Genomic DNA, 24,311 nt, shown 5'->3' on the forward strand with positions numbered 1-24,311 from the left:
CGCAACTGGAACCTGCCCCATGGACCTCGCCACCCTTAGCCTCTTTCTCCCGGCCTGCTTCGCCCTGAACATGGCGCCCGGCCCGAACAACTTGCTGTCGGTCAGCAATTCGACCCGTTATGGCTACCGCACCGCTTGCCTGGCCGGGATCGGGCGCTTGCTGGCATTCGCCGCAATGATTGCCCTCGCCTCGGCGGGCCTGGCGGTGGTGTTGCAAACCTCCGAGCTGTTGTTCTACGGGATCAAGATTCTCGGCGCAGCGTATCTGTTCTATCTCGCCTGGCAGCTGTGGCGAGCAGATCCTGGGGCAGAAAGCCTGGTAACCGGTGCGCCGGTCGGCATGCTGGCACTGGCACGGCAGGAATTCCTGGTGGCGGCGGGCAACCCCAAAGCGATCCTGATCTTCACGGCATTCCTGCCGCAGTTTGTCGATTCGACCCGCGCCATCACGCCGCAATTTGCCGTGCTGGGCGCGTTGTTCCTGATGCTCGAATGGGTTGCTATCGCGGCCTATGCCTACATGGGTCTGCACATGCGTCGCTGGTTTGCCAAACCGTCGGGCAAACGGATGTTCAATCGCTGCTGCGCCGGTCTGTTGTCGGCGGCGGCCTCAGTTTTACTGCTGGCACGCCGCACCTGAGGAACGGGTGTGCGCGCAATTCTCTGTCGATTTTGCGGTGGAGGCTGTCGATGTCGCGCACTATGCTGGGCTCATGAACCTACAAAGCACGCTACTTCCGCCCCATGCCGAGATGGTCCGCGCCATGCTCGAACGCGACACCGCCTACGAGGGGGTGTTCTTTACTGCGGTCAAGACAACCGGGATTTTCTGTCGCCCCAGTTGCACGGCGCGCAAACCTAAACCGGAAAACGTCGAGTTTTTCGCCCACGCCGATGAATGCTTGTCGGCGGGCTACCGCGCCTGCCTGCGGTGCAAGCCACTGGACGCTGCCGCCATAGCGCCGGACTGGGTGCAGAACCTGCTCAAGTCGGTGGACGCCGACCCCGAGCAGCGCTGGACCGACGCCCAACTGCTGGCCGAAGGGATCGAGCCGCTGAAGCTGCGTCGCTGGTTCAAACAGCACTTCGGCATGACCTTCCACTCCTGGTTGCGCACCCGGCGCCTGGGCATGGCATTGGGTGGAATCAAACAGGGCGATTCCATCGACAGCGCCGCGTTCGACTCCGGCTACGAATCACTGAGCGGCTTTCGCGATGCCTTTCAAAAGTCGTTTCACATCACCCCGGGACGCGCCGCCAACAGCGAGCCCTTGTTGTTCACGCGCCTGACGACCCCGCTGGGGCCGATGATCGCCATGGCCGAACGTCGTGGCCTAGTATTGCTGGAGTTTCTCGACCGTCCGGCGCTGACCCGGGAAGTCGAGCAATTGCAGCGCCGTTATGGCTACGCCGTGGCGCCTGGGCACAATGGGCATTTGCAGCAGATCGAACAGGAACTGGCGCAGTACTTCGCTGGCCAACTGACGCAATTCAACGTTGCGCTGCACCTGCCCGGGAGCGAGTTCAGTCGGCAGGTCTGGGCTGAGCTGGCACTCATTCCCTACGGCAAGACCACCACTTACGGCGCCATCGCGGCCAGGCTGGGCAAGCCCGGCGCCAGTCGTGCGGTCGGCCTGGCCAATGGACAGAACCGTCTTTCGATTGTGGTGCCTTGTCATCGGGTGATCGGGGCGGACGGCTCATTGACCGGCTATGGTGGCGGACAACCGCGCAAGGCGTTTTTGCTCAGACTCGAAAGCGCCGCCGACCAGATCACCCGGCAATTGGCTTTCTGATCGCAAGCCGTGTTCGTCAGTACGCAAGGATGATTGATGCCCGACCCCTATATGCCCGCCACGCAGTTCCTCGCGTCCATCGACGACGACTGGCGGCGCCATGTCGCCGCCGTCGGCCCGTGCCGGCATCAACCCCACGCCGCCCGTGATCCCTACGAATCGCTGGTGCGGGCGATTGCCTACCAGCAACTGCACGCCAGGGCCGGTGATGCGATTGTCGGGCGGTTGCTGGCGTTGTTTCCCGGGCAGGCATTTCCTCGCCCTGAGCAGTTGCTTCTCACAGATTTCGAGCGAATGCGCAGTTGCGGTTTTTCCGCCAGCAAGATCGCGACCATCCAGGGCATCGCCCAAGCGGCACTGGATGGCGTGGTGCCGGATTACACCACGGCGCTGGCCATGGATGATGAAGCGTTGATCGAACGCTTGATCACCCTGCGCGGCGTGGGTCGCTGGACCGTTGAAATGCTGCTGATTTACAGCCTGGATCGACCGGATATCCTGCCGGCTGACGATTTCGGGGTCCGCGAGGGTTATCGCCGACTCAAAGGTCTGGACGTACAGCCGACGCGCAAACAGATGATCGAGATCGGACTGGCGTGGAGCCCTTATCGGACGGTCGCTGCGTGGTATTTGTGGCGGGTGGCGGGCAAATAGAGAAACTGCTCGCGACAGGCGCTACGATTCTGGTACCGGTCTAGGCTCAAGGGATAAACCCATGGCCTGCCGGAGGTCGCCATGCAACTCGAAGGTTCCTGCCATTGCGGTGCGGTGTCGTTCAGCCTGACCAGCGCCCACCCTTACCCTTATCAACGTTGCTACTGTTCGATCTGCCGCAAGACCCAGGGCGGTGGCGGCTATTCGATCAATATCGCCGGTGACGCCAACAGCCTGAAAGTGCGCGGGCGCAAGAACATCGCGATTTACCATGCGCTGCTCAAGGGCGACGGCGAAAAACGGGCGCACCGCAGCACTGCCGAGCGCCATTTTTGTTCGGTTTGCGGCTCGGGATTGTGGCTGTTCAGCCCTGAATGGCCGGAACTGATTCACCCGTTTGCGTCAGCCATCGACACACCGCTGCCGGTGCCGCCGGTGCATACGCATTTAATGCTCAGTTCAAAAGCGTCCTGGGTCGAGGCAGAGGTCGAACCGGGTGACAAACAGTTTGATGTTTATCCCGAAGAGTCGATTGCCCAATGGCATGAACGGTTGGGGTTGAGTGGCTGAGTGTCAGCGGTGCGATCTTTTGATTATGCGGCTACCGGCACGCCGCTGTGGAACCGGAACTCCACATCCGCCGACTCGATAAGCGCCTGCTCGGCGGCGCGAACCCTGTCGATCACCTGGGCAATGTCCTTGGCATCCCCGTACTGGTAAGCCAGTTTCAGATATCCCTGGAAGTGCCGGGCTTCGCTTTTGAGCAAGCCGAAATAGAACTTGCCCAGTTCTTCGTCCAGATGCGGTACCAATGCCTCGAAACGCTCGCAACTGCGGGCTTCGATGAACGCGCCGACCACCAGCGTATCGACCAGTTTCACCGGTTCGTGACTGCGCACTACTTTGCGCAGGCCCGACGCGTAACGCCCGGCGGACAGCTGACGCAGTTCGATCTTGCGCTTTTTCATCAAACGCATGACTTGCTCGTGATGCACCAGCTCTTCACGGGCAAGCCGTGACATCATATTGATCAGATCGACGTGGGAGTGATATTTGGCAATCAGGCTCAGCGCGGTGCTGGCAGCCTTGAACTCGCAATTCTTATGGTCGATCAGCAAGGTTTCCTGATCGGCCAGCGCGGCCTGGACCCAGCCGTCAGGGGTGCGACAGCCAAGGAACTCGTGAATTTCGGGAAGGATCATGTGGCCCACGGGATAAAAGGTTCAAAACGAAGGGCGCCGATTATACCGGCCTGTCGGCAGACCACCAGACACCGACCGTTGATATGCATCAAGTCGCTGAATGCCGGGCAGCAACTATAGTTGAGCAACGCCATGCTTATTCATTTTCAGGAGATCCCGATCATGCAAGCCATTCGCAGCATTCTGGTGGTCATCGAGCCCGAACATTCGGAAAGCCTGGCACTCAAACGAGCCAAGTTGATTGCCGGGGTAACGCAGGCGCATTTGCACTTGTTGGTGTGCGACCCCAAGCATGATCACAGCGGCATGCTGGGGGTGCTCAAGGCCGCATTGCTGGAGGACGGCTACAGCGTCACCACCGAACAGGCCTGGAATCAGAGCCTGCACGAAACCATCGTCGATGTGCAGCAGGCCGAAGGTTGTGGCCTGGTGATCAAGCAGCATTTCCCTGACAGCGCACTGAAAAAGGCACTGCTGACCCCCGCAGACTGGAAATTGCTGCGCCACTGCCCTACTCCGGTGCTGCTGGTGAAGACTTCAGGTTCGTGGAAGGACAAGGTGATTCTGGCGGCCGTCGACGTCGGCAACACCGACCCCGAACACCGTCACCTGCACAACACCATCATCGATTACGGCTATGACATCGCCAGCCTGGCCAAAGCGCATCTGCACGTCATCAGCGCCCATCCCTCGCCGATGCTGTCGGCGTCCGATCCGACGTTGCAGCTCAGCGAAACCATCGAGGCGCGCTATCGCGAGCAATGCAGGGCGTTCCAGGCGGAGTTCGACATCGACAACGATCACCTGCACATCGCCGAAGGGCCGGCGGATGTGTTGATTCCGTTCATGGTGCACAAGCTGCAGGCGGCCGTGACGGTGATTGGCACGGTGGCGCGTACCGGGTTATCGGGGACGCTGATCGGCAATACCGCGGAAGTGGTGCTGGATGCGGTGGAAAGCGATGTGCTGGTGCTCAAGCCTCAAGAGGTCGAGGATCATCTGGAAGAGATTGCAGCAAAGCATTGAGAGGTGTCGCGTCGGTTAGATCGTCTTCGCGGGCAAGCCTCGCTCCTACAGGTCCGCGAGTGCCCTTGTAGGAGCGAGGCTTGCCCGCGAAGCTTTCTCAACCGCCAAACGCGTCCTTGAGGAAACCCGGGGCGATATAGCGCTGATAATGCGCCTCGGACAGCAGGAAAAACTCCCGGTCGATTGCATCGCGCAATTCCGGCAGGTTCCAATCGCGGAACTCCGGCAGCAACACCATGCCATAGGCTTCCAGGTTGTTGATGACCCGTGCGCCCCGCGCGATCAACTGGTAAGCCCAGCAATATTCCGACTGATGGGGCACAAAGCGGATCTTGCGTTGTTCCAGCTGGGTTCGTAGCAGCGCCGGGTCGAAAATCTCCACCTTGGCAGCCATTACCTGGGACAAAAGCTGCTCCAGACGCAACCACACCGCGCGCTTTTCTTCCTCGTTGTAACCGTTCCAGTGAATCACTTCATGGTGGAACCGCTTGCAGCCACGGCACACCAGGTCACCGTAGACAGTGGAGCAAAGGCCGACGCAGGGCGTCTTGATGGTCTGATTGGGCATAGGTAGGTAAAACGCGAAAAAGCAAAACAGGCCGGCATGTTAGCCCTTTGTCCGATATTCATCACCCCTCAAAGTTGAAGGGTCAGGGGCAACGGACCTTTGCCGGGCGTCACCACCAAAGTCCAATAAACCCTGACTTACCTTTAATTTTTTTTTGCCGTAGAATCAGCCTGCCTTTTTAGGCGCCAATGTCCGTTAGAAGCTGTTTTCAAAGCGTCACGAGCACAGTCGTTCCTTCAGAGCGGTGTTGGCGAGGGGTTTTTCCAGCGGGGAAAAGCCCAACGCCAACCCTCATCAGCTCCCGTTCTGCAGGCGTAAAACTTTGAAAGCAGCTTCTGTAAGGAATTGTCGGTAATTCTGGCTAAGTGGCTCACAACGCCATGCAGCGCATGAGTACGGCAATTTCGGGATGAGCGTCCCGGACACCCATTTGGGACCACTGATGAGGGTAATAACTGTGCTTGAAGCCTACCGCAAACATATCGAAGAGCGCGCAGCACTGGGTATCGTTCCCCAGCCGCTTAACGCCGAACAAACTGCAGGCCTGGTCGAGCTGCTGAAAAATCCCCCGGCTGGCGAAGAAGCATTCCTCGTTGACCTGATCACCAATCGCGTTCCGCCTGGCGTGGACGAAGCCGCCTATGTCAAGGCCGGTTTCCTGTCTGCCATCGCCAAGGGCGAAGCCAAATCCCCCCTGATCGACAAGAAGCGCGCTGTAGAACTGCTCGGCACCATGCAGGGCGGCTACAACATCGTGACCCTGGTCAACCTGCTGGACGACGCCGAACTGGCACCAGTAGCGGCCGAAGAACTCAAGCACACCCTGCTGATGTTCGATGCGTTCCACGACGTTGCTGAACGTGCCAAGAAAGGCAACGCTCACGCCCAAGGCGTGCTGCAATCCTGGGCTGATGGCGAGTGGTTCAAGAACCGCCCGACCCTGGCCGACAAGATCAGCCTGCGCGTGTTCAAGGTCACTGGCGAAACCAACACCGACGACCTCTCCCCTGCTCCCGATGCCTGGTCCCGCCCGGACATCCCGCTGCACGCCCTGGCCATGCTGAAAATGGCTCGCGACGGCATCGTGCCTGACGCACAAGGCGTCACCGGCCCAATGAAGCAGATCGAAGAAATGCGCAATGCCGGCTTCCCTATCGCCTACGTCGGTGACGTGGTCGGTACCGGTTCTTCGCGTAAATCGGCCACCAACTCCGTTCTGTGGTTCTTCGGCGACGACGTTCCGTACGTGCCGAACAAGCGTGCCGGTGGTTTCTGCTTCGGCAGCAAGATCGCCCCGATCTTCTACAACACCATGGAAGATGCCGGCGCACTGCCAATCGAATTCGACGTTTCCAACATGCACATGGGCGACGTGATCGACCTGTACCCGCATGCTGGCAAAGTCTGCAAGCACGGCACCGACGAAGTCCTGACCACCTTCGAAATGAAGACTCCGGTGCTGTTGGACGAAGTTCGCGCCGGCGGCCGTATTCCGCTGATCATCGGCCGTGGCCTGACCGAGAAGGCGCGTGCCGAGCTGGGCCTGCCACCGTTCGACCTGTTCAAGAAGCCTGAAGCCCCGGCCGAAAGCACCAAGGGTTTCACCCTGGCGCAGAAAATGGTCGGCAAGGCGTGCGGCGTAGCCGGTGTGCGTCCTGGCACCTACTGCGAACCGAAGATGACCACCGTGGGCTCCCAGGACACCACCGGTCCGATGACCCGTGATGAACTGAAAGACCTGGCGTGCCTGGGCTTCTCCGCTGATCTGGTAATGCAGTCGTTCTGCCACACCGCGGCTTATCCAAAGCCGATCGACGTGACCACCCACCACACCCTGCCTGACTTCATCATGACCCGCGGCGGTGTTTCCCTGCGTCCGGGCGACGGCATCATCCACTCGTGGCTGAACCGCATGCTGCTGCCGGACACCGTAGGTACCGGTGGTGACTCCCACACCCGTTTCCCGATGGGCATTTCGTTCCCGGCCGGTTCCGGTCTGGTTGCGTTCGCCGCTGCCACTGGCGTCATGCCGCTGGACATGCCGGAATCGATCCTGGTGCGCTTCAAAGGCAAGATGCAACCGGGCGTCACCCTGCGTGACCTGGTTCACGCCATTCCTTACTTCGCGATCCAGAAAGGTCTGTTGACCGTCGAGAAGAAGGGCAAGAAAAACGCCTTCTCCGGCCGCATCCTGGAAATCGAAGGCCTGGACAACCTGAGCATCGAACAGGCTTTCGAACTGTCCGACGCCTCGGCCGAACGTTCGGCTGCCGGTTGCACCATCAAGCTGTCCAAAGATTCGATCACCGAGTACCTGCAGTCCAACATCACCCTGCTGCGCTGGATGATCGGCGAAGGCTACGGTGATGTGCGTACCCTGGAACGCCGCGCGCAAGCGATGGAAGCCTGGATCGCCAACCCTGAGCTGATGGAAGCCGATGCTGACGCCGAATACGCCGAAATCATCGAAATCGACCTGGCCGACATCAAGGAGCCTGTACTCTGCGCGCCGAACGACCCGGACGACGCCCGTCTGCTCTCCAGCGTTGCTGGCGAGAAGATCGACGAAGTGTTCATCGGTTCGTGCATGACCAACATCGGTCACTTCCGCGCCGCCGGCAAGCTGCTGGATCAGGTCAAGGGTCAGCTGCCAACTCGTCTGTGGCTGTCGCCGCCGACCAAGATGGACGCTCACCAGCTGACCGAAGAAGGCTACTACGGCATCTACGGCAAGGCCGGCGCACGCATGGAAATGCCAGGCTGCTCGCTGTGCATGGGTAACCAGGCACGTGTAGAGCCGAACTCGACTGTCGTGTCGACTTCGACCCGTAACTTCCCGAACCGTCTGGGTGACGGCGCGAACGTCTACCTGGCTTCGGCCGAACTGGCGTCCGTGGCTTCCATCCTGGGTCGCCTGCCGACCGTCGAGGAGTACATGGAATACGCTGGCAAGATCGACAGCATGGCGGCCGATGTCTACCGCTACCTGTCCTTCGACCAGATCGCCGAGTTCCGTGAAGCGGCTGCGAACGCCAACATCCCGGTCGTTCAAGCCTAACGGTGTAACGCAATGAAAAACGCCGCCCATCGTGAGATGAGCGGCGTTTTTTTATGCCTGAAGAAATGTCGGGCTTCACTGTGATCGTTCCCACGCTCCGCGTGGGAATGCAACCCAGGACGCTCCGCGTCCCTTTCGAGAGCTGGAACGCGGAGCGTCCCTTGAGGCATTCCCACGCAGAGCGTGGGAACGATCAAAAACTGCTCTTCGCGGGCAAGCCTCGCTCCTACGCAGGATGTGTCAGGCAGTCAGGGAGTAGATCAACGCCGTAATCGCCACCAGGCCCACCGCCGTCACGAAGACGTTGGACGCCTGCCCGCGATAACGCGCCATGGCCGGCACTTTGCGGATCGCGTACATCGGCATCAGGAACAGGATCGCCGCGATGACCGGGCCGCCCAAAGTTTCGATCATGCCGAGAATACTCGGGTTGAGCGTCGCTACGATCCAGCACACCACCAGCATGAACGCCGCGGTCATGCGGTCCAGGGACTTGGCAGACGGCCGCTTGCCACTCTTGACGATCAGGCCCTTGAGGCCTTCGCTGGCGCCGATGTAATGGCCCAGGAACGACTTGGAAATGGCCACGAAAGCAATCAACGGCGCCGCGAAGGCGATGGTCGGGTTGCTGAAGTGGTTGGCCAGGTACGACAGGATCGACAGGTTCTGCGCCTTGGCTTCAGCCAGTTGCGCTGGCGACAGCGTCAGCACGCAACTGAAGACGAAGAACAGCACCATCACCACCATCAACAGATGGGCGCGGGACAGGATCTGCGAACTGCGCTCCTCGGCGTGTTCGCCATAACGGCGCTTCTGGTCGACGGCGAACGCCGAGATGATCGGCGAGTGGTTGAACGAGAACACCATCACCGGAATCGCCAGCCACAAGGTGTGCAACAGCGCGGATGGCGCAGGCACCTGGCTGGCGGTGGCGAGAATACCGCCGTTCCAGTGCGGAACCAGGTACACCGCCAGAAACAGCAGCGCGACAATGAACGGATAGACCATCAGGCTCATGGCCTTGACGATCATCTGCTCGCCGCAGCGCACCACCGCCAGCAGGCCGAGGATCAGCACCAGCGACAATACCGCGCGCGGTGGCGGCGTGATGTGCAATTGATGCTCAAGGAAACTGCCCACGGTGTTGGTCAGCGCCACGCTGTAAATCAGCAGGATCGGGAAGATGGCGAAGAAGTACAACAGCGTGATCAACGCGCCGGCCTTGATACCGAAATGCTCTTCCACCACTTCGGTGATGTCGGCGCCTTCGCGACCGGACAGCACGAAACGGGTCAGGCCACGGTGTGCATAGAACGTCATCGGGAACGCCAGCAGCGCCAGGATCAGCAACGGCCAGAAGCCGCCCAGACCTGCGTTGATCGGCAAAAACAGGGTGCCTGCACCAATCGCTGTGCCAAACAGGCCCAGCATCCAGGTGGTGTCTTGGCGATTCCAGCTCGACAGCGTCGCGGGGGTCGTTTCTACATAGCGTTTGTTGACGCTATTGGCCTGATCATTCATCCGGTGGGATCTCCACATTCCGGTCACTTGCCACCCGGCCAGAACGCGTCGGAATACCCGACAGGCAGCGCTCTGACCGAAACAGGGGCGCGATTGTCCGGGATTAGTGAACAGAAGCAAAGACTTAGGTGAGGAACGGTGGTACCAAGTCGAAGAGAGTGGTCGACGCCCCCCTGTAGGAGCTGAGCTTGCTCGCGATGGCAATGTAACTACTGACATCAATGTTGAATGTGATTGCGCCATCGCGAGCAAGCTTGGCCCCTACAAGTTGATTCGCAGTATCACCACTGCATTTCACCCCCAGACGACGAACCGACCTTGATAAAGGTCTATCGTCATGTATTTTGAATACACCTGTATCCTTTCTGGAGTCTGCCCATGCCACTGGTTCGCGTCGACATCAAAAAACAGCAGGATCCCACTTACGCCAAACGTATCGGGCAGTTGATCTACGCCGCTTTGCGCAGCGCCATCGACGTGCCGGAAAACGATAACTTCCAGATCCTCAACGAACACGATGAGCAACATTTCATTTTCGACCCGCAGTACCTGGGCATCCAGCGCACCGATAACCTGGTGATCATCCAGATCACCCTGAGTGAAGGGCGAACGCTGGAGAAGAAGAAACTGCTCTATAAAACCATCGTCGATGGCCTCAATGCACAACTGGCGGTGCGCCCGGAAGATGTTTTCATTAATCTGGTGGAAGTGAAGAAAGAGAACTGGTCGTTCGGCAATGGTCTTGCTCAATACGCCCTCTGATTTTCAAACCTGCTAATGGTGAGTGCCTGATGCCCCGAGTTTCCCGCAAGCAAGCCGACCTCAACCGCGAAATCATTGTCGAGGCCGCCACACGGTTGTTTCGCGAGCGCGGCCTGCATGGCATCAGCGTGGTCGATGTAATGGCGGCCGCCGGCCTGACCCATGGTGGGTTCTACGGGCACTTCGAATCCAAGGAAGCACTGGCCAGGGAGGCCAGCGAGCGGGCATTCAAACAAGTAGGAGAGCGCTGGCGGGAACGGGCCGCCTCCGGCGAAGACAAAGCCTCGGCGCGCCGGGCTTTGATTGAACCCTACCTGTCCGTCCATAGCCGCGATAACCCGGGCGACAGCTGCCCCGTGGTGGCCTTCGCCGCGGACATCTGCCATGAGAGCGCTGAAAGCGGCTTGCGCGAGCCGTTCATGGACGGCCTTAACAGGCTGCTCGACGCCTTCAGCCAGCTGATGGAATCGGCTGATCCCGGCGAAAACCGCAAGCAAGCGCTGGTGCAGTATTCGATGATGGTCGGCGCCCTGACACTCGCCCGCGCTACCCGTGGCGAAGCCCTTTCTGATGAAATCCTCGAAGCGACGTGCAGTTTTCTGACCGCAGCGAAGCCCGATACGCCTCCTGCCGCGTGAAATCCCACGACAATACCCTCGCAGGCTTCCCAAGCTCCTACACTCATCAACGCGGCTGCGCGGACGGGCAGTTTTGGTCATTGCCAAATCGCTCCGCAGCCAGCAATCTCAAGTGACGTTCGAGCCCGATTCTGCGATGCACACAGGAGCCAAGCATGCCCGCAACCGTTCTGGTACTGGTTGAAACCATTAATGATTACCTGCCCATCCTCGAACATCAGGGCTTTCACCTGATCCTCGCCCCGACCCCGGCCGAACGCGCCGCCGCCATTGCCCGACACGGCGGCCAGATCGACGCAGTGCTGACCCGCGGCCCACTCGGTCTGTATGCCGACGAAATAGCCGCCCTGCCCTCGCTCAAGATCATCTGTGTGATCGGTGCCGGCTACGAACATGTCGACCTGCAGGCAGCGGCCAACCGTTGCATCACCGTGACCAACGGTGCCGGCGTCAATGCCTCATCAGTGGCTGATCACGCGATGGCCTTGCTGTTGTCGCTGGTGCGCGATGTTCCGCGCTGCGACGCTGCCGTGCGCCGGGGAGAATGGCCAAAGATCATGCGCCCTTCCCTGGCCGGCAAACGCCTGGGCATTCTCGGCCTTGGCGCCGTCGGCATGGCCATCGCCAAACGCGCCAATGCCGGCTTCGACATGAGTGTGTGCTACCACAACCGCCAGCATCGCAGCGACGTGCCCTACACATTCTGCTCGACGCCCAGCGAACTGGCACGGGCCTCGGACTTTCTGATCGTCGCCGCGCCCGGCGGGCTTGGCACCCAGCACCTGGTCAACAGGCAAGTGCTCGATGCACTCGGGCCTAATGGCTTCCTCGTCAACATCGCCCGGGCAAGCGTGATTGTCACCGCGGACCTGATTACCGCACTCGAACAGCGGCGGATCGCCGGTGCCGCGCTGGATGTCTTCGATAACGAACCTCAGGTTCCGGATGCGTTGAAAAATCTCAACAACGTGATCCTCACGCCCCACGTTGCAGGCCTCTCGCCCGAGGCGACCCAGGGTACGGTGGAGCTGGTGGGCAAGAACCTGCAGGCGTTTTTCTCCGGGCAACCGGTGCTGACGCCCATCGAGCTACCCCTGCCGACCGCCATCCAGCACGCTCACTAAGGCTCCGCTGGCGAAGGCAAATCCTCAACCCCCCGCAGCGTACGACGGGAGTTGCGCCAGGTAAGGCCATGGATAGATCCCCCGTTCGTGGCCGTCGCTGAACACCAGTTGCAAGCCATAGCCCTGAGCGTTCAACCCGAGCACCTGAACACGGGCGTCGACCAGCGGCGGTGTGCCCTGCAAGCGAAACGCGCGACATTGCGAACACGGGCATTGGCGGCGCAACAACGCGTAATCCAGCCATTGCTCGCGGCCGTCGGGCCAGCTCAGATGCAGTTGCTGTTTGCTCCGGGAATTGGCAACGGCCAGCGGGCTCATTGCAATTGACTCAGGGCAATGCGCACCGCTTTGCGCACTTCCGGGTCGCCGTCGTCTTGCGCAGCCAGCAAGGGGGCGATTGCACCGCGTTCACTCAGCTCACCCAGCGCCAGTGCAGCCTCCTTGCGCAGATTGCTGATGCGATGGCCCAGGGTTTCGATCAACGCGTCCAGCGCCGGTGCATAGCGCAGTCGTCCGAGGCTGCGGGTGGCACGCAGCCGCACTTGCCAGTAATCGTCAGTCAAGGCCTCGACCAGTGCCGCTCCTGCATCGACGTGCCCGACCTTACCCAGCGTTGTTGCGGCTTCCTCGCGCACTTGCCAGGCCTGGTCCTGCAGGGCCTGGCGCAAGGCTGGCAACACTTGCGCATCGCAGGCCAGGCCGAGAGCGCCCGTGGCGGCGCGGCGGACTTCGGTGTCCGGGTCGTCGCTGGCCAATTTCGCCAGGGCCGGCAAGGCATCGAGCTGTTTGAGCCAGCCAAGCACGCCGACCGCTTCGCGACGAACGCCGGCGTCTTCATCGTTCAAGGCACCTGAAGCAGCCGCAGCGGCATCGGGAAAGCGCAATTCGCGCAAAGCCCTGAACGCGGCGATGCGCACGCTGATGTCCGCATGCGCGGTCCACGGCAGTATCACCCGGCCCGCCGCCTCGCTCTTGAGCAGGCTGAGGCTTTGCGCGGCGGCAGCCTGTACCGCCGGGGATGGATCGGTCAGGGCCTGGCACAACGCTTCGACCACAGGCTCGTCCTCCCAGGCTTCAAGCAATCGCGCGGCTTCGGCACGAACCTCTGCGGTCGGGTCTTGTGCCAGACGATTGACCAGCCACAGCAAACCGTCCGGTTCTTCGAGATCGGCCAGTTCGATCAAGGCAATTCTGCGCACGCCAGGATCTTCATCCGTCAGGCGCGGTTGCAGGGCGAGAATGTCGTCGTTATCGGTTACGGCAAATAATGAGGTCATAGGGCAAATCGCGGCAGTTTGTTTTCAGGAGGCAATCCGAGAGGGTTCAGGCGCGGTAGCTGCCGACCGTCTTCGTGACGCAGGAGTTCGAGGCAATGACGCTTCAAGCGGGAAAATTCGGGGCTGGTCACCAGCTCGGTGGTACGCGGCCGGGGGAAATCCAGGCGCAGGTCTTCGATGATGCGACCAGGACGGGTGCTCATGACCAGCAAGCGATCAGCCAGGAACAACGCTTCGTCAATGTCGTGGGTGACAAACACAACCGTGGTGCGGATCCGTGTCCAGATGCCGAGCAGCAGTTCCTGCATGTTCAATCGGGTCAAGGCATCGAGGGCACCGAAGGGTTCGTCCATCAGCAGCAGGCGCGGACGATTGACCAGCACCCGGGCGATCTCCACCCGCTGCTGCATACCGCCAGACAATTGATCCGGCCAACGATCGGCGAAACCTGCAAGGCCGACCAAGGCGAGGATTTCATCGGCCGCCCGCTGCCGCTCCGCTTTGCCGACGCCGCGCATTTTCAGGCCGAAAGCAACGTTGTCTCGCACTGTTCGCCATGGAAACAGGGTGTGCTGCTGGAACACCATGCCGCGCTGGGGTGATGGTCCGCAGACTTTGGCACCATCGACGTTGAGCGTGCCGGTCCGCGGTTGCAGGTGACCTGCCAGCGCGCCGAGCAACGTCGATTTGCCGCAACCGGACGGCCCGAGAATGCACACGAACTGACCCGGTTCGATCTGACACTCCAGACCCTGCACGGCTTCGAAGGCCGCCTTGCCCTCGCCGAGGCTGATCGACAAGTCACGTATATCGATCCGCCCTTCAGGATGTTGAAAAACGCTCATGAGGCTTTTCCTCGTGGTCGATGCCAAGGCGTGAACAACCCGCCCAGGCGCTTTATCAGCAGGCTGCTGCCCATGCCGAGCACGCCGATCAGCAACATGCCGACGACGATGTCGGGGTAGTTTTGAATGGTGTAGGACTCCCAGGTGTAATAACCGATGCCGTACTGGCCGGAGATCATTTCTGCGGTCACCAGGCAGAACCATGAAGTGCCCATGCCGATGGCCAGGCCGGTGATGATGCTGGGCGCGGCGCCCGGCAAAATCACCTCCAGCAAAATCGCCCGGCGCCCTGCCCCAAGGCTTTTCGCCGAGGCAATCAGCCGTGGGTCGACACCTTCGACGCCGTGCACGGTGTTGAGCAGGATCGGGAACAAGGCACCGGTGAACGTGATGAACACCATCGACAGTTCAGACGACGGAAACATCAGGATTGCCAGCGGAATCCACGCCACCGCCGGGATTGGCCGCAGCACTTCCAGCGGTGGCAAGAGCAAATCCTCAGCCCATTTCGAGCGGCCGATGGACAGCCCCAGAGCAACGCCGACGATCAACGCTGCGCAGTAACCGGCGAAGACCCGGGTGAGACTGCTGCTCAAGTGACGAGCGAGCTTGCCGGAATCACCCAGCCCCAGCGCCGCCTCAACAACCGCCCCGGGGGTCGGCACGTTGGCGAAGGTTACCAGGCCGAGATTCCAGTGGTGGCTGGCGGCGAGTTGCCAGAAAAGCAGGCAAAACAACAGCGAGGCGACTCGGAAGAGCCAGCGTAAACAGGGTCCGTACACAATATTCCCTCTCACTTGAAAACCTGTGGGAGCTGGCTTGCCAGCGATTGCAGAGTGTCAGTCGACATCGGTATCGGCTGGTCTGGCCCCATCGCGGGCAAGCCCGCTCCCACAGGGGATTGCGGCGTTTTTGGGTTAGCGAACAGCCACAGCCTGCGCGGTGGCATCGGTGAAATCGAAAACCTTGCCGCCCTGGGCGCTGGCGAACTGCTGGGCCTGGCCTTTGAGCAGGAACGCGCTGAGGCGCCCGTTGGCATCGCTGGCAAACCACGCCTGATCCGCCAGCAACTTGATCCCGCTGTCGCTGGCCTGGGCATACACCGCGCGGATGTTTTTGCCTTCCTGCTTGAGGGTGGCCAATGCACTGAACGCCGCTTGCGCCGAGGCGTACTGGCGGACTTTCGGCTCACCGCGCACCCAGATTTCCGCCACGTGGCTGAAGTCGGTGATGGCTTTGCCGGTGGACGCATCCGTTGCAGTGAGCGGCGCCTGCGCGTAGTTCGCCAGTTGCGCGGTGTAGTCGAGGTTCGAGGCCTTGAAGGCGGCGCGGATGTACTGATCGTCAATGAAGGTGTTCAGATCCAGACCGCGATCGGCTTTCTTCAACAGTTTGAGCGTATCGATGGCCGTGCCCACCGCCTGGCGGTACTCCGGTTTCCAGCTCAGGTCGCGGGTTTGCACGCCCAGAGGGCCGTGGAACAGGTAATTCACCTCGGCATCGACGCCAGTGACCTTGGCGATCAGCTCGCTGTATTTCTCGGGCTCAGCGGCGAGCAACTGATTGGCCTCGATGCTGGCGCGCAGATAAGCGACGACAATTTCCGGGTACTTTTTCGCATAGCTCTGGTCGACCAGCGCGCCATGGAAGGTCGGCGCTCCGGCCTGGGAACCGTCGTAGATCTTGCGCGCGAAACCGCGGCTCGGGAACAGTTCGGCGAACGGTACGAAGTCGGCATGGGCGTCGATCTTGCCCGCCTGCAACGCAGAGCCGGCGACTTCCGGCGGCTGGGCGATGATGTTCACGTCCTTGAGCGGGTCCCAGCCCTGGGCGGCCACGGCGCGCAGCAACATGCCATGGGCGGTGGAGGCGAACGGCACCGAAATGGTCTTGCCCTTGAGCTCCGCCAACGACTGCACGCCTGATGCACTCGGCACCACGATGCCGTTGCCACTGCCTTTGGTGCTGCCCGACAACACGCTGATGAACAGGCTGTGCTTGCCCGCTGCTTCAAATGCCACGCCATTGAATGAGCCCGGGAAATCGGCCATCGCGCCGAAGTCGAGTTTGCCGGCGACCATCTCATTGGTCAGCGGCGCGCCGCTGGTGAAATTCTTCCACTGCACCTCGTATTTGGCATCCTTGTATGGGCCGTCGTGGGGCAAGTATTTGTCCAGCAGACCAAGTTCGCGGATCAACAGACCACCGGCGGCGCAGTTGATGGTGGTGTCTTGAGTGCCAATGGCAATGCGGATGGTTTCGGCCGAGGCCGACAAGGTAAATGACGCCAGTACCAGACCGGCCAACGCTGCACGCAACATCATGAGTGTTTCCCCTCGAATCATTTATTGGATGTTCGTCTCCGCCACGATCTGGGCGTGGTGGGAAACGAGGGGTGTTGTGGATCAGGCGTCCGGTGGTTGCCGGATGGCTTTTAGGGTTGTCTGAACTCGATCCACTGTGGGAGCGAGCCTGCTCGCGATGGCGTTCGCTCTGTCAATGCAGATGCAAGCTGTGCCGGCCTCATCGCGAGCAGGCTCGCTCCCACATTGTTCAGCGCAACAGGTAAGGGATATCCACTTTCACCGCCCCGGTCGGGCAGTCCTTTTCACAGGGCATGCAGTACCAGCACTCATCGAACGCCATGTAGGCCTTTTGGGTGGCTGGGTTGATTGCCAGAAGGTCCATCGGGCAAACGTCGACGCACACGGTGCAGCCTTTGTGGGCGATGCAAAGCTCTTCATCGACCGTGACCGGTGCGTTGGAACGGAAGAAAATTTCCTGGGGTTGATAGGCCATGTTTAGAACTCTCTTATAGGGACCACGTCATGCCGCATCGGCACCGACCCGCAACCGGTCGTAGGCCTGCATTTCTTCGGCGCCCAGCGGGATGATGTAAGGCTCGACGGCTTTCTTGAAACTGGTCATCCGACCGTCATCGCCCTTTTTCAAGTGGCAATGGCAAAACCAGTCGCTGTCGTTGCGCTGCGGGTGATCGACCCGATAGTGGTAAAGCCCCCAGCGACTTTCGGCACGAAACAGCGAAGCCCTTGCAGCCATTTCCGCGCAGTCGCGGATCATGCTCACTTCCATGGCGCGCATCAGTTCGTGGGCGTTGTGGGCCTTGATCTGGTCGAGGTCGCGCTGGATATCGCTGAAGCGTTGCAAGCCGATCTGCATCTTCTTGGTCACTTTCGGCGGCTGCAGGTAATCGTTGACGAAGCGGCGCAGCTTGTACTCGACCTGAGCCGGTGGCAGCCCCTGCTCACGGTCCAGCGGTGCGTAGACCCGTTGTTTTTCGCTTTCGATCTGCCGGGCATCCAGCACAGAGAACTCGCGATCGGCGACGAAATCCGCCGCGTTGTTGCCGGCAAACCAGCCGTAGGTGAACGCGCCGAGCATGTAATTGTGCGGCACGGCGGCCATGTCACCGGCCGAGTACAAGCCCTTGACCGACGTCTCGGCCTTCTCGTTGACCCACACCCCGGACGCCGAATGCCCACTGCAAAAACCGATCTCGGAGATGTGCATCTCGACCATCTGCGTGCGGTAGTCGGTGCCGCGATTGGCGTGGAACTGTCCACGACTCGGGCGCTCGTTGCTGTGCAGGATCTCTTCGATGTTCTGGATGGTTTCCTCGGCCAAGTGATCGAGTTTGAGGAACACCGGCCCGTTGCCGCTTTCGAGCTCCTGGTGGAACTCCCACATCATCTGCCCGCTCCAGTAGTCACACTCAATAAAGCGTTCGCCCTTGTTGTTGGCGGTGTAGCCCCCCAGCGGACCGGTGACGTAGGCGCAGGCCGGGCCGTTGTAATCCTTGATCAACGGGTTGATCTGGAAGCACTCCAGGTTCGCCAGTTCAGCCCCGGCGTGGTAGGCCATCGAGTAGCCGTCGCCGGCATTGGTCGGGTTTTCGTAGGTGCCCATCAGGTAGCCCGAGGACGGCAATCCCAGGCGCCCGGCGGCACCACAGGCGAGGATCACCGCCTTGGCCTTGATCACATGAAAATCAGCGGTGCGGCAATCAAACCCCATCACGCCGTTGACCGCGCCCTCTTCGTCCTTGAGCAACCGGGTGCACACCAGGCGATTGGTGATGTTCACCCGCGCCCGTTTCAACTGGCGATACAAGACCTTCTTGATGTCGTGACCTTCCGGCATCGGCAACACGTAGGCGCCCATGTGATGGACTTTTTTCACCGCATAGTCGCCGGTTTCGTCTTTCTCGAACTTCACACCCCAGCGGTCCAGTTGTTCGATGGTTTCGAAGCTGTGGGTGGCGTAGGCGTACACCGCCGCCTGGTTGACGATGCCATCGTTGGCAATGGTGATTTCCTTGGTGTACTGCTCCGCTGTCGAGTGGCCGGGAATGATCGCGTTGTTCAGGCCATCCATGCCCATGCTGATCGCGCCGCTACGCTTGACGTTGGCCTTGTCGACCAACAACACCCGCAGATCACGGTTGCGTTCCTTGGCCTTGATCGCCGCCATGGGGCCGGCGGTGCCGCCGCCGATGACGACGATGTCGTATTCCTGTTCGAGGGTCTTGCGACTCATGCCTGCTCCCCTTTTTGCCGGTCGATCCGCAGGCGGTACTGGAACGCATCGCCACGGTAATAAAGGTGTTCAAAGTCCACAGGGCGCCCCTGGGCATCGTGGGTCAGGCGCTCGATGCGCATGATCGGCGAGCCAGGTTCGACATTCAGCGCCTGGGTCAAGTCGCTGTCGGCCAGCACTGCATCGATCGCCAGGTCGGCGTGCCCGAGGGCCACGCCGCAGTCGTTTTCGAGGATCAGGAAAATGTCGCGGGTCACCAGATCCGCCTTCTCCAGGCGCTCACCGATGGCTTTGGGCAAGTAGGTGATTTCCAGCGAAATCGGCTCACGGTTGATCAGCCGAACGCGCTTGATCTGCGCCACGGTCTCGCCTTCGGCGACCTGCAATCGCTCAGCCACCAATTTATCGGCGGCGATGAACTTGAAGCTGCGCAGGCGGTTGATCACCTCGTAGCCGCGACCGGTCATGGACTCGGCCAGGCCTTGCAGGGTGCTGACGTTCTGGAAGGTTTTCGGCTTGGCAACGAAGGTGCCCTTGCCGTGGATCTTGAAGATCAACCCTTCCTTCTGCAGATCACCGAGGGCCTGGCGCACGGTAATTCGGCTGACTTTGAACAGCGTGCCGAGTTCGCTTTCCGACGGCATCTGGCTGTCTTGCGGGTATTCACCGTCAAGAATGCGGGTGCGCAATACGTCACGCAGTTGGGTGTGCAGCGGGATACTGCTGTTGGAAAGAGGGCTGAGAGATAGAACGTTATCGGTCATCAAGATCACTTGTTATAACGAGTTATGACATGATCTTAGAGAGTCGCCGTTCCTCTTGAGAAATACTGTTTACGCATAAGGTTAGAAGTGCACTGGCGCAGGGCATTGTGGCGCCTTGTCCCAGCGCACCACGTCGATCATGCCCTGCGAGGATCAGCCGATGTGCAGGGCACGCAAGTCCAGTCGGCCGTCTTGCATTGGCGGGCACCAGTAGTAGCCCCCGGTGATCGGTCGGCTGATGCGGTACAGACCATCAGTAATGCCGTCTTCCAGGCCGCTCATGCGACGCAATTGGACTTCGAAAGCGTCGAGGGAAAAACCGAAGGCAAGGAACATCAGGCCAGCACGTTCATCTTCAATCCATGGCATCGAGCGACGGACCACGAACGCTTCGGGGGCGAAGCTTTCCTGAGCGGTGCGTTTGACGTGGGCAGAGATCGGCGCGTCATCGAGCTCTTCGTTATCGCTCAAGCGGCGACCCATGATGTCGTCCGTTTCATGGGACGCCATTGCGTGAAAACGCTTGAGGTCATGCTGCCATTGCTGGATCGCGGCGAAACTGCCGCCCACCGTCCCTTCAGGGCCGTCGTTTACCAATGCGGCAGCCGCAGCGGCCTCGTCGCGAGGGTTTTCCGTGCCGTCTTCGTAGCCGGTCAGGTCATGGCCGTCACGGTGACGAAAGCCTTCAGTCACCTGCACCAGACGCAGAGCTGGTGCCAGCGCGGCTTCAAAGGCGTTGCTGCGATTGAGCAATTCGCCACGGTCAGTACCGTGCAGCCAGCACCACAGCGCCTGCTGCGTCGACGGATTGTCGACACCGATACCGGTCAACGCAGGAAACGCTCGCAGGCCCTGGATGTGGCCATTCAGCGCCTTGACCAGCGACTCACCAAAACCCACCACTGCCGATTTGCCATCCACCAGTTGCAGCAGCTTATCCAGCGCCGCCGGCAATTGTGCGGCGGATTCCAGGGCGAAGAACATATGACGGGCGTGAGGTGGAACTGGGGTGGCGAGAATGCCCGGCTGGTAATGACTCATATGAACTCCTTGATAAAGATCGCGAAGTTTAACCGCAGCACCGGCCGTTGTGTGCTCCGAGGTCAAAAGTTGCATTTCTAGATCCGGCCAAAGCGGTCTACGCTTGAGGCACAAGAACCCGATCCCAGCCCCTCTATTCTGCCCATCAGCGCTCGATTGTCTTAAAAAACCAGCTCATTAAGGCGTATAACCTTTGCAGCGATTTCCGAACGGCAAGCCATCAGCATTGGCTGACATCTCACACGGGGTAGCGACATGAGCACAGCAGATCTCCTCGGCAACCTGTTTCCCGAGGCCGGCAGCATCCCGGAAAAATACCGTCTCGACGGTCCGACCGAGCAGCGCGAATACTTGGTCGACGGTGTCCTGAAAACCTGGCCCGGTGCCCTCGCCCAGGTCCGCAGCCCGGTGTACCTGAGCGGGGCCAATGGCGACGAACAAGTGATCCTCGGCAGCACGCCACTGTTGGACGCCGACACCGCTTTGACCGCTCTGGACGCCGCCGTCCGTGCCTATGATCGCGGCCAGGGCCTGTGGCCGACGATGCGGGTGGCCGAACGCATCCAGCACGTTGAAGGCTTTCTTGCGCGGATGCGGGAGCAACGCGACGCCGTGGTCAAATTGCTGATGTGGGAAATCGGCAAGAATCTCAAGGACTCGGAAAAAGAGTTCGACCGCACCTGCGACTACATCGTCGACACGATCAACGCACTCAAGGAACTCGACCGCCGCTCCAGCCGCTTCGAGCTGGAACAGGACACCCTCGGCCAGATCCGCCGCGTCCCGCTGGGCGTGGCATTGTGCATGGGGCCTTACAACTATCCGTTGAACGAAACCTTCACCACGTTGATTCCGGCGCTGATCATGGGTAATACCGTGGTGTTCAAACCGGCGAAACTCGGCGTGCTATTGATTCGCCCGTTGCTCGAAGCCTTTCGCGACAGCTTCCCCGCCGGGGTGATCAACGTGATCTATGGCAGCGGTCGGGAAACCGTCAGTGCGCTGATGGCCAGCGGCAAGATAGACATCTTTGCCTTCATCGGTACCAACAAAGCCGCCAGCGACCTGAAAAAACTCCATCCAAAACCTCACCGCTTGCGTGCGGCACTGGGGCTGGATGCAAAGAACCCCGGCATCGTCCTGCCGGAAGTGGACCTGGACAACGCGGTCAACGAAGCAGTTACCGGCTCCCTGTCGTTCAACGGCCAGCGCTGCACCGCGTTGAAAATCCTGTTTGTCCACGAGGATGTGGTCGATGCTTTTATCGAGAAATTCAACGCCAAACTCGCCACCCTCAAACCCGGCATGCCTTGGGAAAGCGGTGTAGCCCTGACGCCTTTACCGGAGTCAGGCAAGGTCGACTATCTGCATTCGCTGGTGGCCGACGCCGTCAACAAAGGCGCTAAGGTGGTCAACCCCAATGGTGGCGCAGCCCGGGCGTCGTTCTTCTACCCCGCCGTGCTGTACCCGGTGACACCGCAGATGCGCGTTTACCAGGAAGAACAGTTCGGCCCGGTCGTACCCATCGTGCCCTATCGACATCTGGACACCGTGATCGATTACGTCCTGGAATCGGACTTTGGCCAACAGTTGAGTATCTTCGGCACCAACCCGGTGGCCGTTGGCCGTTTGGTAGACACCTTTGCCAACCAGGTCGGGCGCATCAACCTCAATGCCCAGTGCCAGCGCGGCCCGGACACTTACCCGTTCAACGGGCGCAAGAACTCCGCCGAAGGCACCTTGTCGGTACATGACGCTTTGCGGGTGTTTTCGATCCGCACGCTGGTGGCCACCAAATTCCAGGAGACCAACAAAGACCTGATCAGCGAGATCATCAGTGGTCGCAGCTCGAGCTTTTTGACCACCGACTACATCTTCTAAGTAGGCTGAGTCTTACTGCCAGCGCTGGTGCAACACCAAGGCAACATCGGCATAAAGCCGCTGCGCCTTGACGCAGTGCACCAGCGACTGGCGAAGACCGCACCGCGCTGGAACATCTGACCTCTCGTTACGGCGTAACGGCCCGACGAAATTTCAGGCTCCAACCCTGCTGCATACCCGCAGCCGCCAGCAGAATCGCGGCAACCCCGACCCATTGCAGCAACTCCAGGCGATGACCGAAGGCAAACCAGTCGACGAAGATCGCCGCGATCGGATAGATGAATGACAACGCGCCAGTCAATGCGGTCGGCAGTTTCTGGATAGCGCCGTACAACAGCACGTACATCACACCCGTGTGCACAATACCCAACGTCGCCAGGCTGGACCACGCGCTCGTTGTCTGCGGCATGGCCGAAAAGTGCGCAAACGGCGCAAGTAGCAGTACACCGGTACTCACCTGAATCAGGGCAATCAGATGCGGCGGCGTGCCCGTCAGGCGTTTGATGATCAATGCGGCAATCGCGTAAAGCAATGCCGCACCCAGCGCCAGCGCAATGCCCAGCAGGTATTCGTTGCCACTCTCGCCCTGCCCTCCATGGGCGCTGACAATCGCCAACATCCCGAGGAACGACACGCCCAGCCATGCAAGCTTTTGCAAGGTGATTTTCTCGTTGAGAAAAATTGCCGCAAGCCCCACCAACATGAACGGCTGAACGTTATAGACCGCTGTACCGATGGCAATCGAAGCACGGGAATAGGAGGCAAACAACAACACCCAGTTGCCGACAATCGCCACACCACTGAGCACGGCCAACAGGAAAGTGGTACGAGTCAAAATGCCGGGGCGCAGGAAGCCGAATGCCGCGCAAATCAGCAGCAAGGTCCCGGCACCAAACAGGCAGCGCCAGAACACCACATCCAGTACCGGTTGCCCTGAAACCAGCACAAACCAGCCAATGGTGCCGGAGATGAGCATGGCGGCGGTCATTTCAAATGAGCCGCGACGTATTGAGTTGTCCATCATTAGACTCCTGTGTTGATGGGCAAATTATGCCGATCAGCCGAAGCGCTTCTCCAGCGCAAAAAGAAGGCTAAAATCCAAATCTGCCTTTAATGCGAAGGCGATCTTGAACAACTGCCTAATAGAGGTTTCGCCATGACCGATGACATCGACCAGGTGCTGATCACGGCTTTGATGGAAGACTCACGACGTTCGCTCAAGGCGTTGGCGCAAATCAGCGGGCTGTCCTCGCCCAGCGTTGCCGAGCGCCTGCGTCGTCTGGAAGAACGAGGTGTGCTCAAGGGCTACACCGTGGAAATCGACCCGAAATGCTTCGGCTATCAACTCCAGGCCATCGTGCGCATTCGCCCGCTGCCGGGCCAGTTGCATGAAGTGGAACGGCAGATCATGGCCATCCCCGAGTTCACCGAATGCGATAAAGTCACCGGTGACGACTGCTTCATCGCCCGCCTGCACGTCCGTTCGATGGAGCAATTGGATACCCTGCTCGACCGACTCAATACCCACGCAGAAACCAACACCGCCATCGTCAAGAAAACCCCGGTAAAACGCCGTTTGCCGCCGATGGCGTAGGTC

At 60.1% G+C, this 24,311-nt stretch carries 24 protein-coding genes; 11 read left to right on the forward strand and 13 right to left on the reverse strand.

What is annotated here, in order from left to right:
* The first annotated feature begins 19 nt into the window (after positions 1-19).
* From D8U18_RS02720 to D8U18_RS02735, 4 genes are all read left to right on the forward strand, one after another.
* Positions 20-640, forward strand: coding sequence for a LysE family translocator (locus tag D8U18_RS02720; RefSeq protein WP_056855577.1), 621 nt, complete (start codon positions 20-22; stop codon positions 638-640).
* Positions 641-713: 73 nt separating this feature from the next.
* Positions 714-1,796, forward strand: a complete 1,083-nt coding sequence (locus D8U18_RS02725) for a bifunctional transcriptional activator/DNA repair protein Ada (protein ID WP_131106949.1) — start codon at positions 714-716, stop codon at positions 1,794-1,796.
* 36 nt (positions 1,797-1,832) lie between these two features.
* Positions 1,833-2,450, forward strand: a complete 618-nt coding sequence (locus D8U18_RS02730; RefSeq protein WP_131106950.1) for a DNA-3-methyladenine glycosylase — start codon at positions 1,833-1,835, stop codon at positions 2,448-2,450.
* An 81-nt stretch (positions 2,451-2,531) separates the two neighbouring features.
* A complete protein-coding gene (locus D8U18_RS02735) occupies positions 2,532-3,020 on the forward strand; it encodes a GFA family protein (RefSeq protein WP_056855579.1) in 489 nt (162 codons plus the stop codon).
* Positions 3,021-3,043: 23 nt separating this feature from the next.
* Here the strand turns inward: D8U18_RS02735 and miaE are convergent, their stop codons facing one another.
* Positions 3,044-3,652 (reverse strand): tRNA isopentenyl-2-thiomethyl-A-37 hydroxylase MiaE, encoded by a 609-nt coding sequence (miaE, locus tag D8U18_RS02740; RefSeq protein WP_056855580.1) that lies wholly within the window; start codon positions 3,650-3,652, stop codon positions 3,044-3,046.
* Between the two features lie 162 nt (positions 3,653-3,814).
* Here miaE and D8U18_RS02745 point away from each other — a divergent pair, with 162 nt between their 5' ends.
* Positions 3,815-4,678, forward strand: a complete 864-nt coding sequence (locus tag D8U18_RS02745) for a universal stress protein (protein WP_056855581.1) — start codon at positions 3,815-3,817, stop codon at positions 4,676-4,678.
* 97 nt (positions 4,679-4,775) lie between these two features.
* On the opposite strand, the gene D8U18_RS02750 is transcribed toward D8U18_RS02745, so the two are convergent.
* On the reverse strand, positions 4,776-5,246 hold the full coding sequence (locus tag D8U18_RS02750; protein WP_056854460.1) for a DUF1289 domain-containing protein: 471 nt from the start codon (positions 5,244-5,246) through the stop codon (positions 4,776-4,778).
* Positions 5,247-5,703: 457 nt separating this feature from the next.
* Here D8U18_RS02750 and acnB point away from each other — a divergent pair, with 457 nt between their 5' ends.
* Positions 5,704-8,304, forward strand: coding sequence for a bifunctional aconitate hydratase 2/2-methylisocitrate dehydratase (gene acnB / locus D8U18_RS02755; RefSeq protein ID WP_131107012.1), 2,601 nt, complete (start codon positions 5,704-5,706; stop codon positions 8,302-8,304).
* 240 nt (positions 8,305-8,544) lie between these two features.
* Here acnB and D8U18_RS02765 read toward each other — a convergent pair whose 3' ends face one another.
* Entirely contained in the window at positions 8,545-9,825 is a 1,281-nt protein-coding gene (locus tag D8U18_RS02765) for a serine/threonine transporter (RefSeq protein WP_056854458.1), read from the reverse strand.
* Positions 9,826-10,203: 378 nt separating this feature from the next.
* Here D8U18_RS02765 and D8U18_RS02770 point away from each other — a divergent pair, with 378 nt between their 5' ends.
* From D8U18_RS02770 to D8U18_RS02780, 3 genes are all read left to right on the forward strand, one after another.
* On the forward strand, positions 10,204-10,587 hold the full coding sequence (locus D8U18_RS02770) for a tautomerase family protein (RefSeq protein WP_130905695.1): 384 nt from the start codon (positions 10,204-10,206) through the stop codon (positions 10,585-10,587).
* Between the two features lie 29 nt (positions 10,588-10,616).
* Positions 10,617-11,225: a TetR/AcrR family transcriptional regulator gene (locus D8U18_RS02775; RefSeq protein ID WP_131106952.1), complete on the forward strand. Its 609-nt coding sequence runs from the start codon at positions 10,617-10,619 to the stop codon at positions 11,223-11,225.
* A gap of 155 nt (positions 11,226-11,380) precedes the next feature.
* Positions 11,381-12,349 carry a 2-hydroxyacid dehydrogenase gene (locus D8U18_RS02780; RefSeq protein WP_056854455.1) on the forward strand — a complete coding sequence of 323 codons (969 nt, stop codon included), beginning with the start codon at positions 11,381-11,383 and terminating at the stop codon, positions 12,347-12,349.
* A 24-nt stretch (positions 12,350-12,373) separates the two neighbouring features.
* Here D8U18_RS02780 and D8U18_RS02785 read toward each other — a convergent pair whose 3' ends face one another.
* The 9 genes from D8U18_RS02785 to D8U18_RS02835 form a co-directional block, all read right to left on the reverse strand.
* Entirely contained in the window at positions 12,374-12,667 is a 294-nt protein-coding gene (locus D8U18_RS02785) for a DUF971 domain-containing protein (RefSeq protein ID WP_056854454.1), read from the reverse strand.
* Positions 12,664-13,626: a HEAT repeat domain-containing protein gene (locus tag D8U18_RS02790; protein ID WP_131106953.1), complete on the reverse strand. Its 963-nt coding sequence runs from the start codon at positions 13,624-13,626 to the stop codon at positions 12,664-12,666. The genes D8U18_RS02785 and D8U18_RS02790 overlap by 4 nt, the downstream gene beginning before the upstream one ends.
* Complete coding sequence (locus D8U18_RS02795) at positions 13,623-14,471, reverse strand: ABC transporter ATP-binding protein (protein WP_131106954.1); 849 nt, start codon at positions 14,469-14,471, stop codon at positions 13,623-13,625. Before D8U18_RS02795 ends, D8U18_RS02790 begins: the two co-directional genes overlap by 4 nt.
* Positions 14,468-15,253 carry an ABC transporter permease gene (locus D8U18_RS02800; RefSeq protein WP_131106955.1) on the reverse strand — a complete coding sequence of 262 codons (786 nt, stop codon included), beginning with the start codon at positions 15,251-15,253 and terminating at the stop codon, positions 14,468-14,470. The genes D8U18_RS02795 and D8U18_RS02800 overlap by 4 nt, the downstream gene beginning before the upstream one ends.
* A gap of 135 nt (positions 15,254-15,388) precedes the next feature.
* Entirely contained in the window at positions 15,389-16,795 is a 1,407-nt protein-coding gene (locus tag D8U18_RS02810; protein WP_177434979.1) for an ABC transporter substrate-binding protein, read from the reverse strand.
* A 229-nt stretch (positions 16,796-17,024) separates the two neighbouring features.
* On the reverse strand, positions 17,025-17,270 hold the full coding sequence (locus D8U18_RS02820) for a ferredoxin family protein (protein ID WP_056854450.1): 246 nt from the start codon (positions 17,268-17,270) through the stop codon (positions 17,025-17,027).
* A gap of 27 nt (positions 17,271-17,297) precedes the next feature.
* A complete protein-coding gene (locus tag D8U18_RS02825; protein WP_131106956.1) occupies positions 17,298-19,028 on the reverse strand; it encodes a fumarate reductase/succinate dehydrogenase flavoprotein subunit in 1,731 nt (576 codons plus the stop codon).
* Entirely contained in the window at positions 19,025-19,792 is a 768-nt protein-coding gene (locus D8U18_RS02830; RefSeq protein ID WP_131106957.1) for a GntR family transcriptional regulator, read from the reverse strand. The genes D8U18_RS02825 and D8U18_RS02830 overlap by 4 nt, the downstream gene beginning before the upstream one ends.
* A 153-nt stretch (positions 19,793-19,945) precedes the next feature.
* Positions 19,946-20,833: a Dyp-type peroxidase gene (locus D8U18_RS02835; protein WP_131106958.1), complete on the reverse strand. Its 888-nt coding sequence runs from the start codon at positions 20,831-20,833 to the stop codon at positions 19,946-19,948.
* 255 nt (positions 20,834-21,088) lie between these two features.
* Between D8U18_RS02835 and D8U18_RS02840 the strand changes: the two genes are divergently transcribed.
* Positions 21,089-22,714, forward strand: coding sequence for an NADP-dependent glyceraldehyde-3-phosphate dehydrogenase (locus D8U18_RS02840; RefSeq protein ID WP_056854446.1), 1,626 nt, complete (start codon positions 21,089-21,091; stop codon positions 22,712-22,714).
* Positions 22,715-22,841: 127 nt separating this feature from the next.
* Here the strand turns inward: D8U18_RS02840 and D8U18_RS02845 are convergent, their stop codons facing one another.
* Positions 22,842-23,735 carry a DMT family transporter gene (locus D8U18_RS02845; protein ID WP_131106959.1) on the reverse strand — a complete coding sequence of 298 codons (894 nt, stop codon included), beginning with the start codon at positions 23,733-23,735 and terminating at the stop codon, positions 22,842-22,844.
* Between the two features lie 135 nt (positions 23,736-23,870).
* Between D8U18_RS02845 and D8U18_RS02850 the strand changes: the two genes are divergently transcribed.
* Entirely contained in the window at positions 23,871-24,308 is a 438-nt protein-coding gene (locus D8U18_RS02850; protein ID WP_056854444.1) for an Lrp/AsnC family transcriptional regulator, read from the forward strand.
* The last annotated feature ends 3 nt before the right edge of the window (positions 24,309-24,311 follow it).

The sequence above is a fragment of the Pseudomonas sp. Sample_10 genome (assembly GCF_004321495.1).
Lineage (GTDB): Bacteria > Pseudomonadota > Gammaproteobacteria > Pseudomonadales > Pseudomonadaceae > Aquipseudomonas.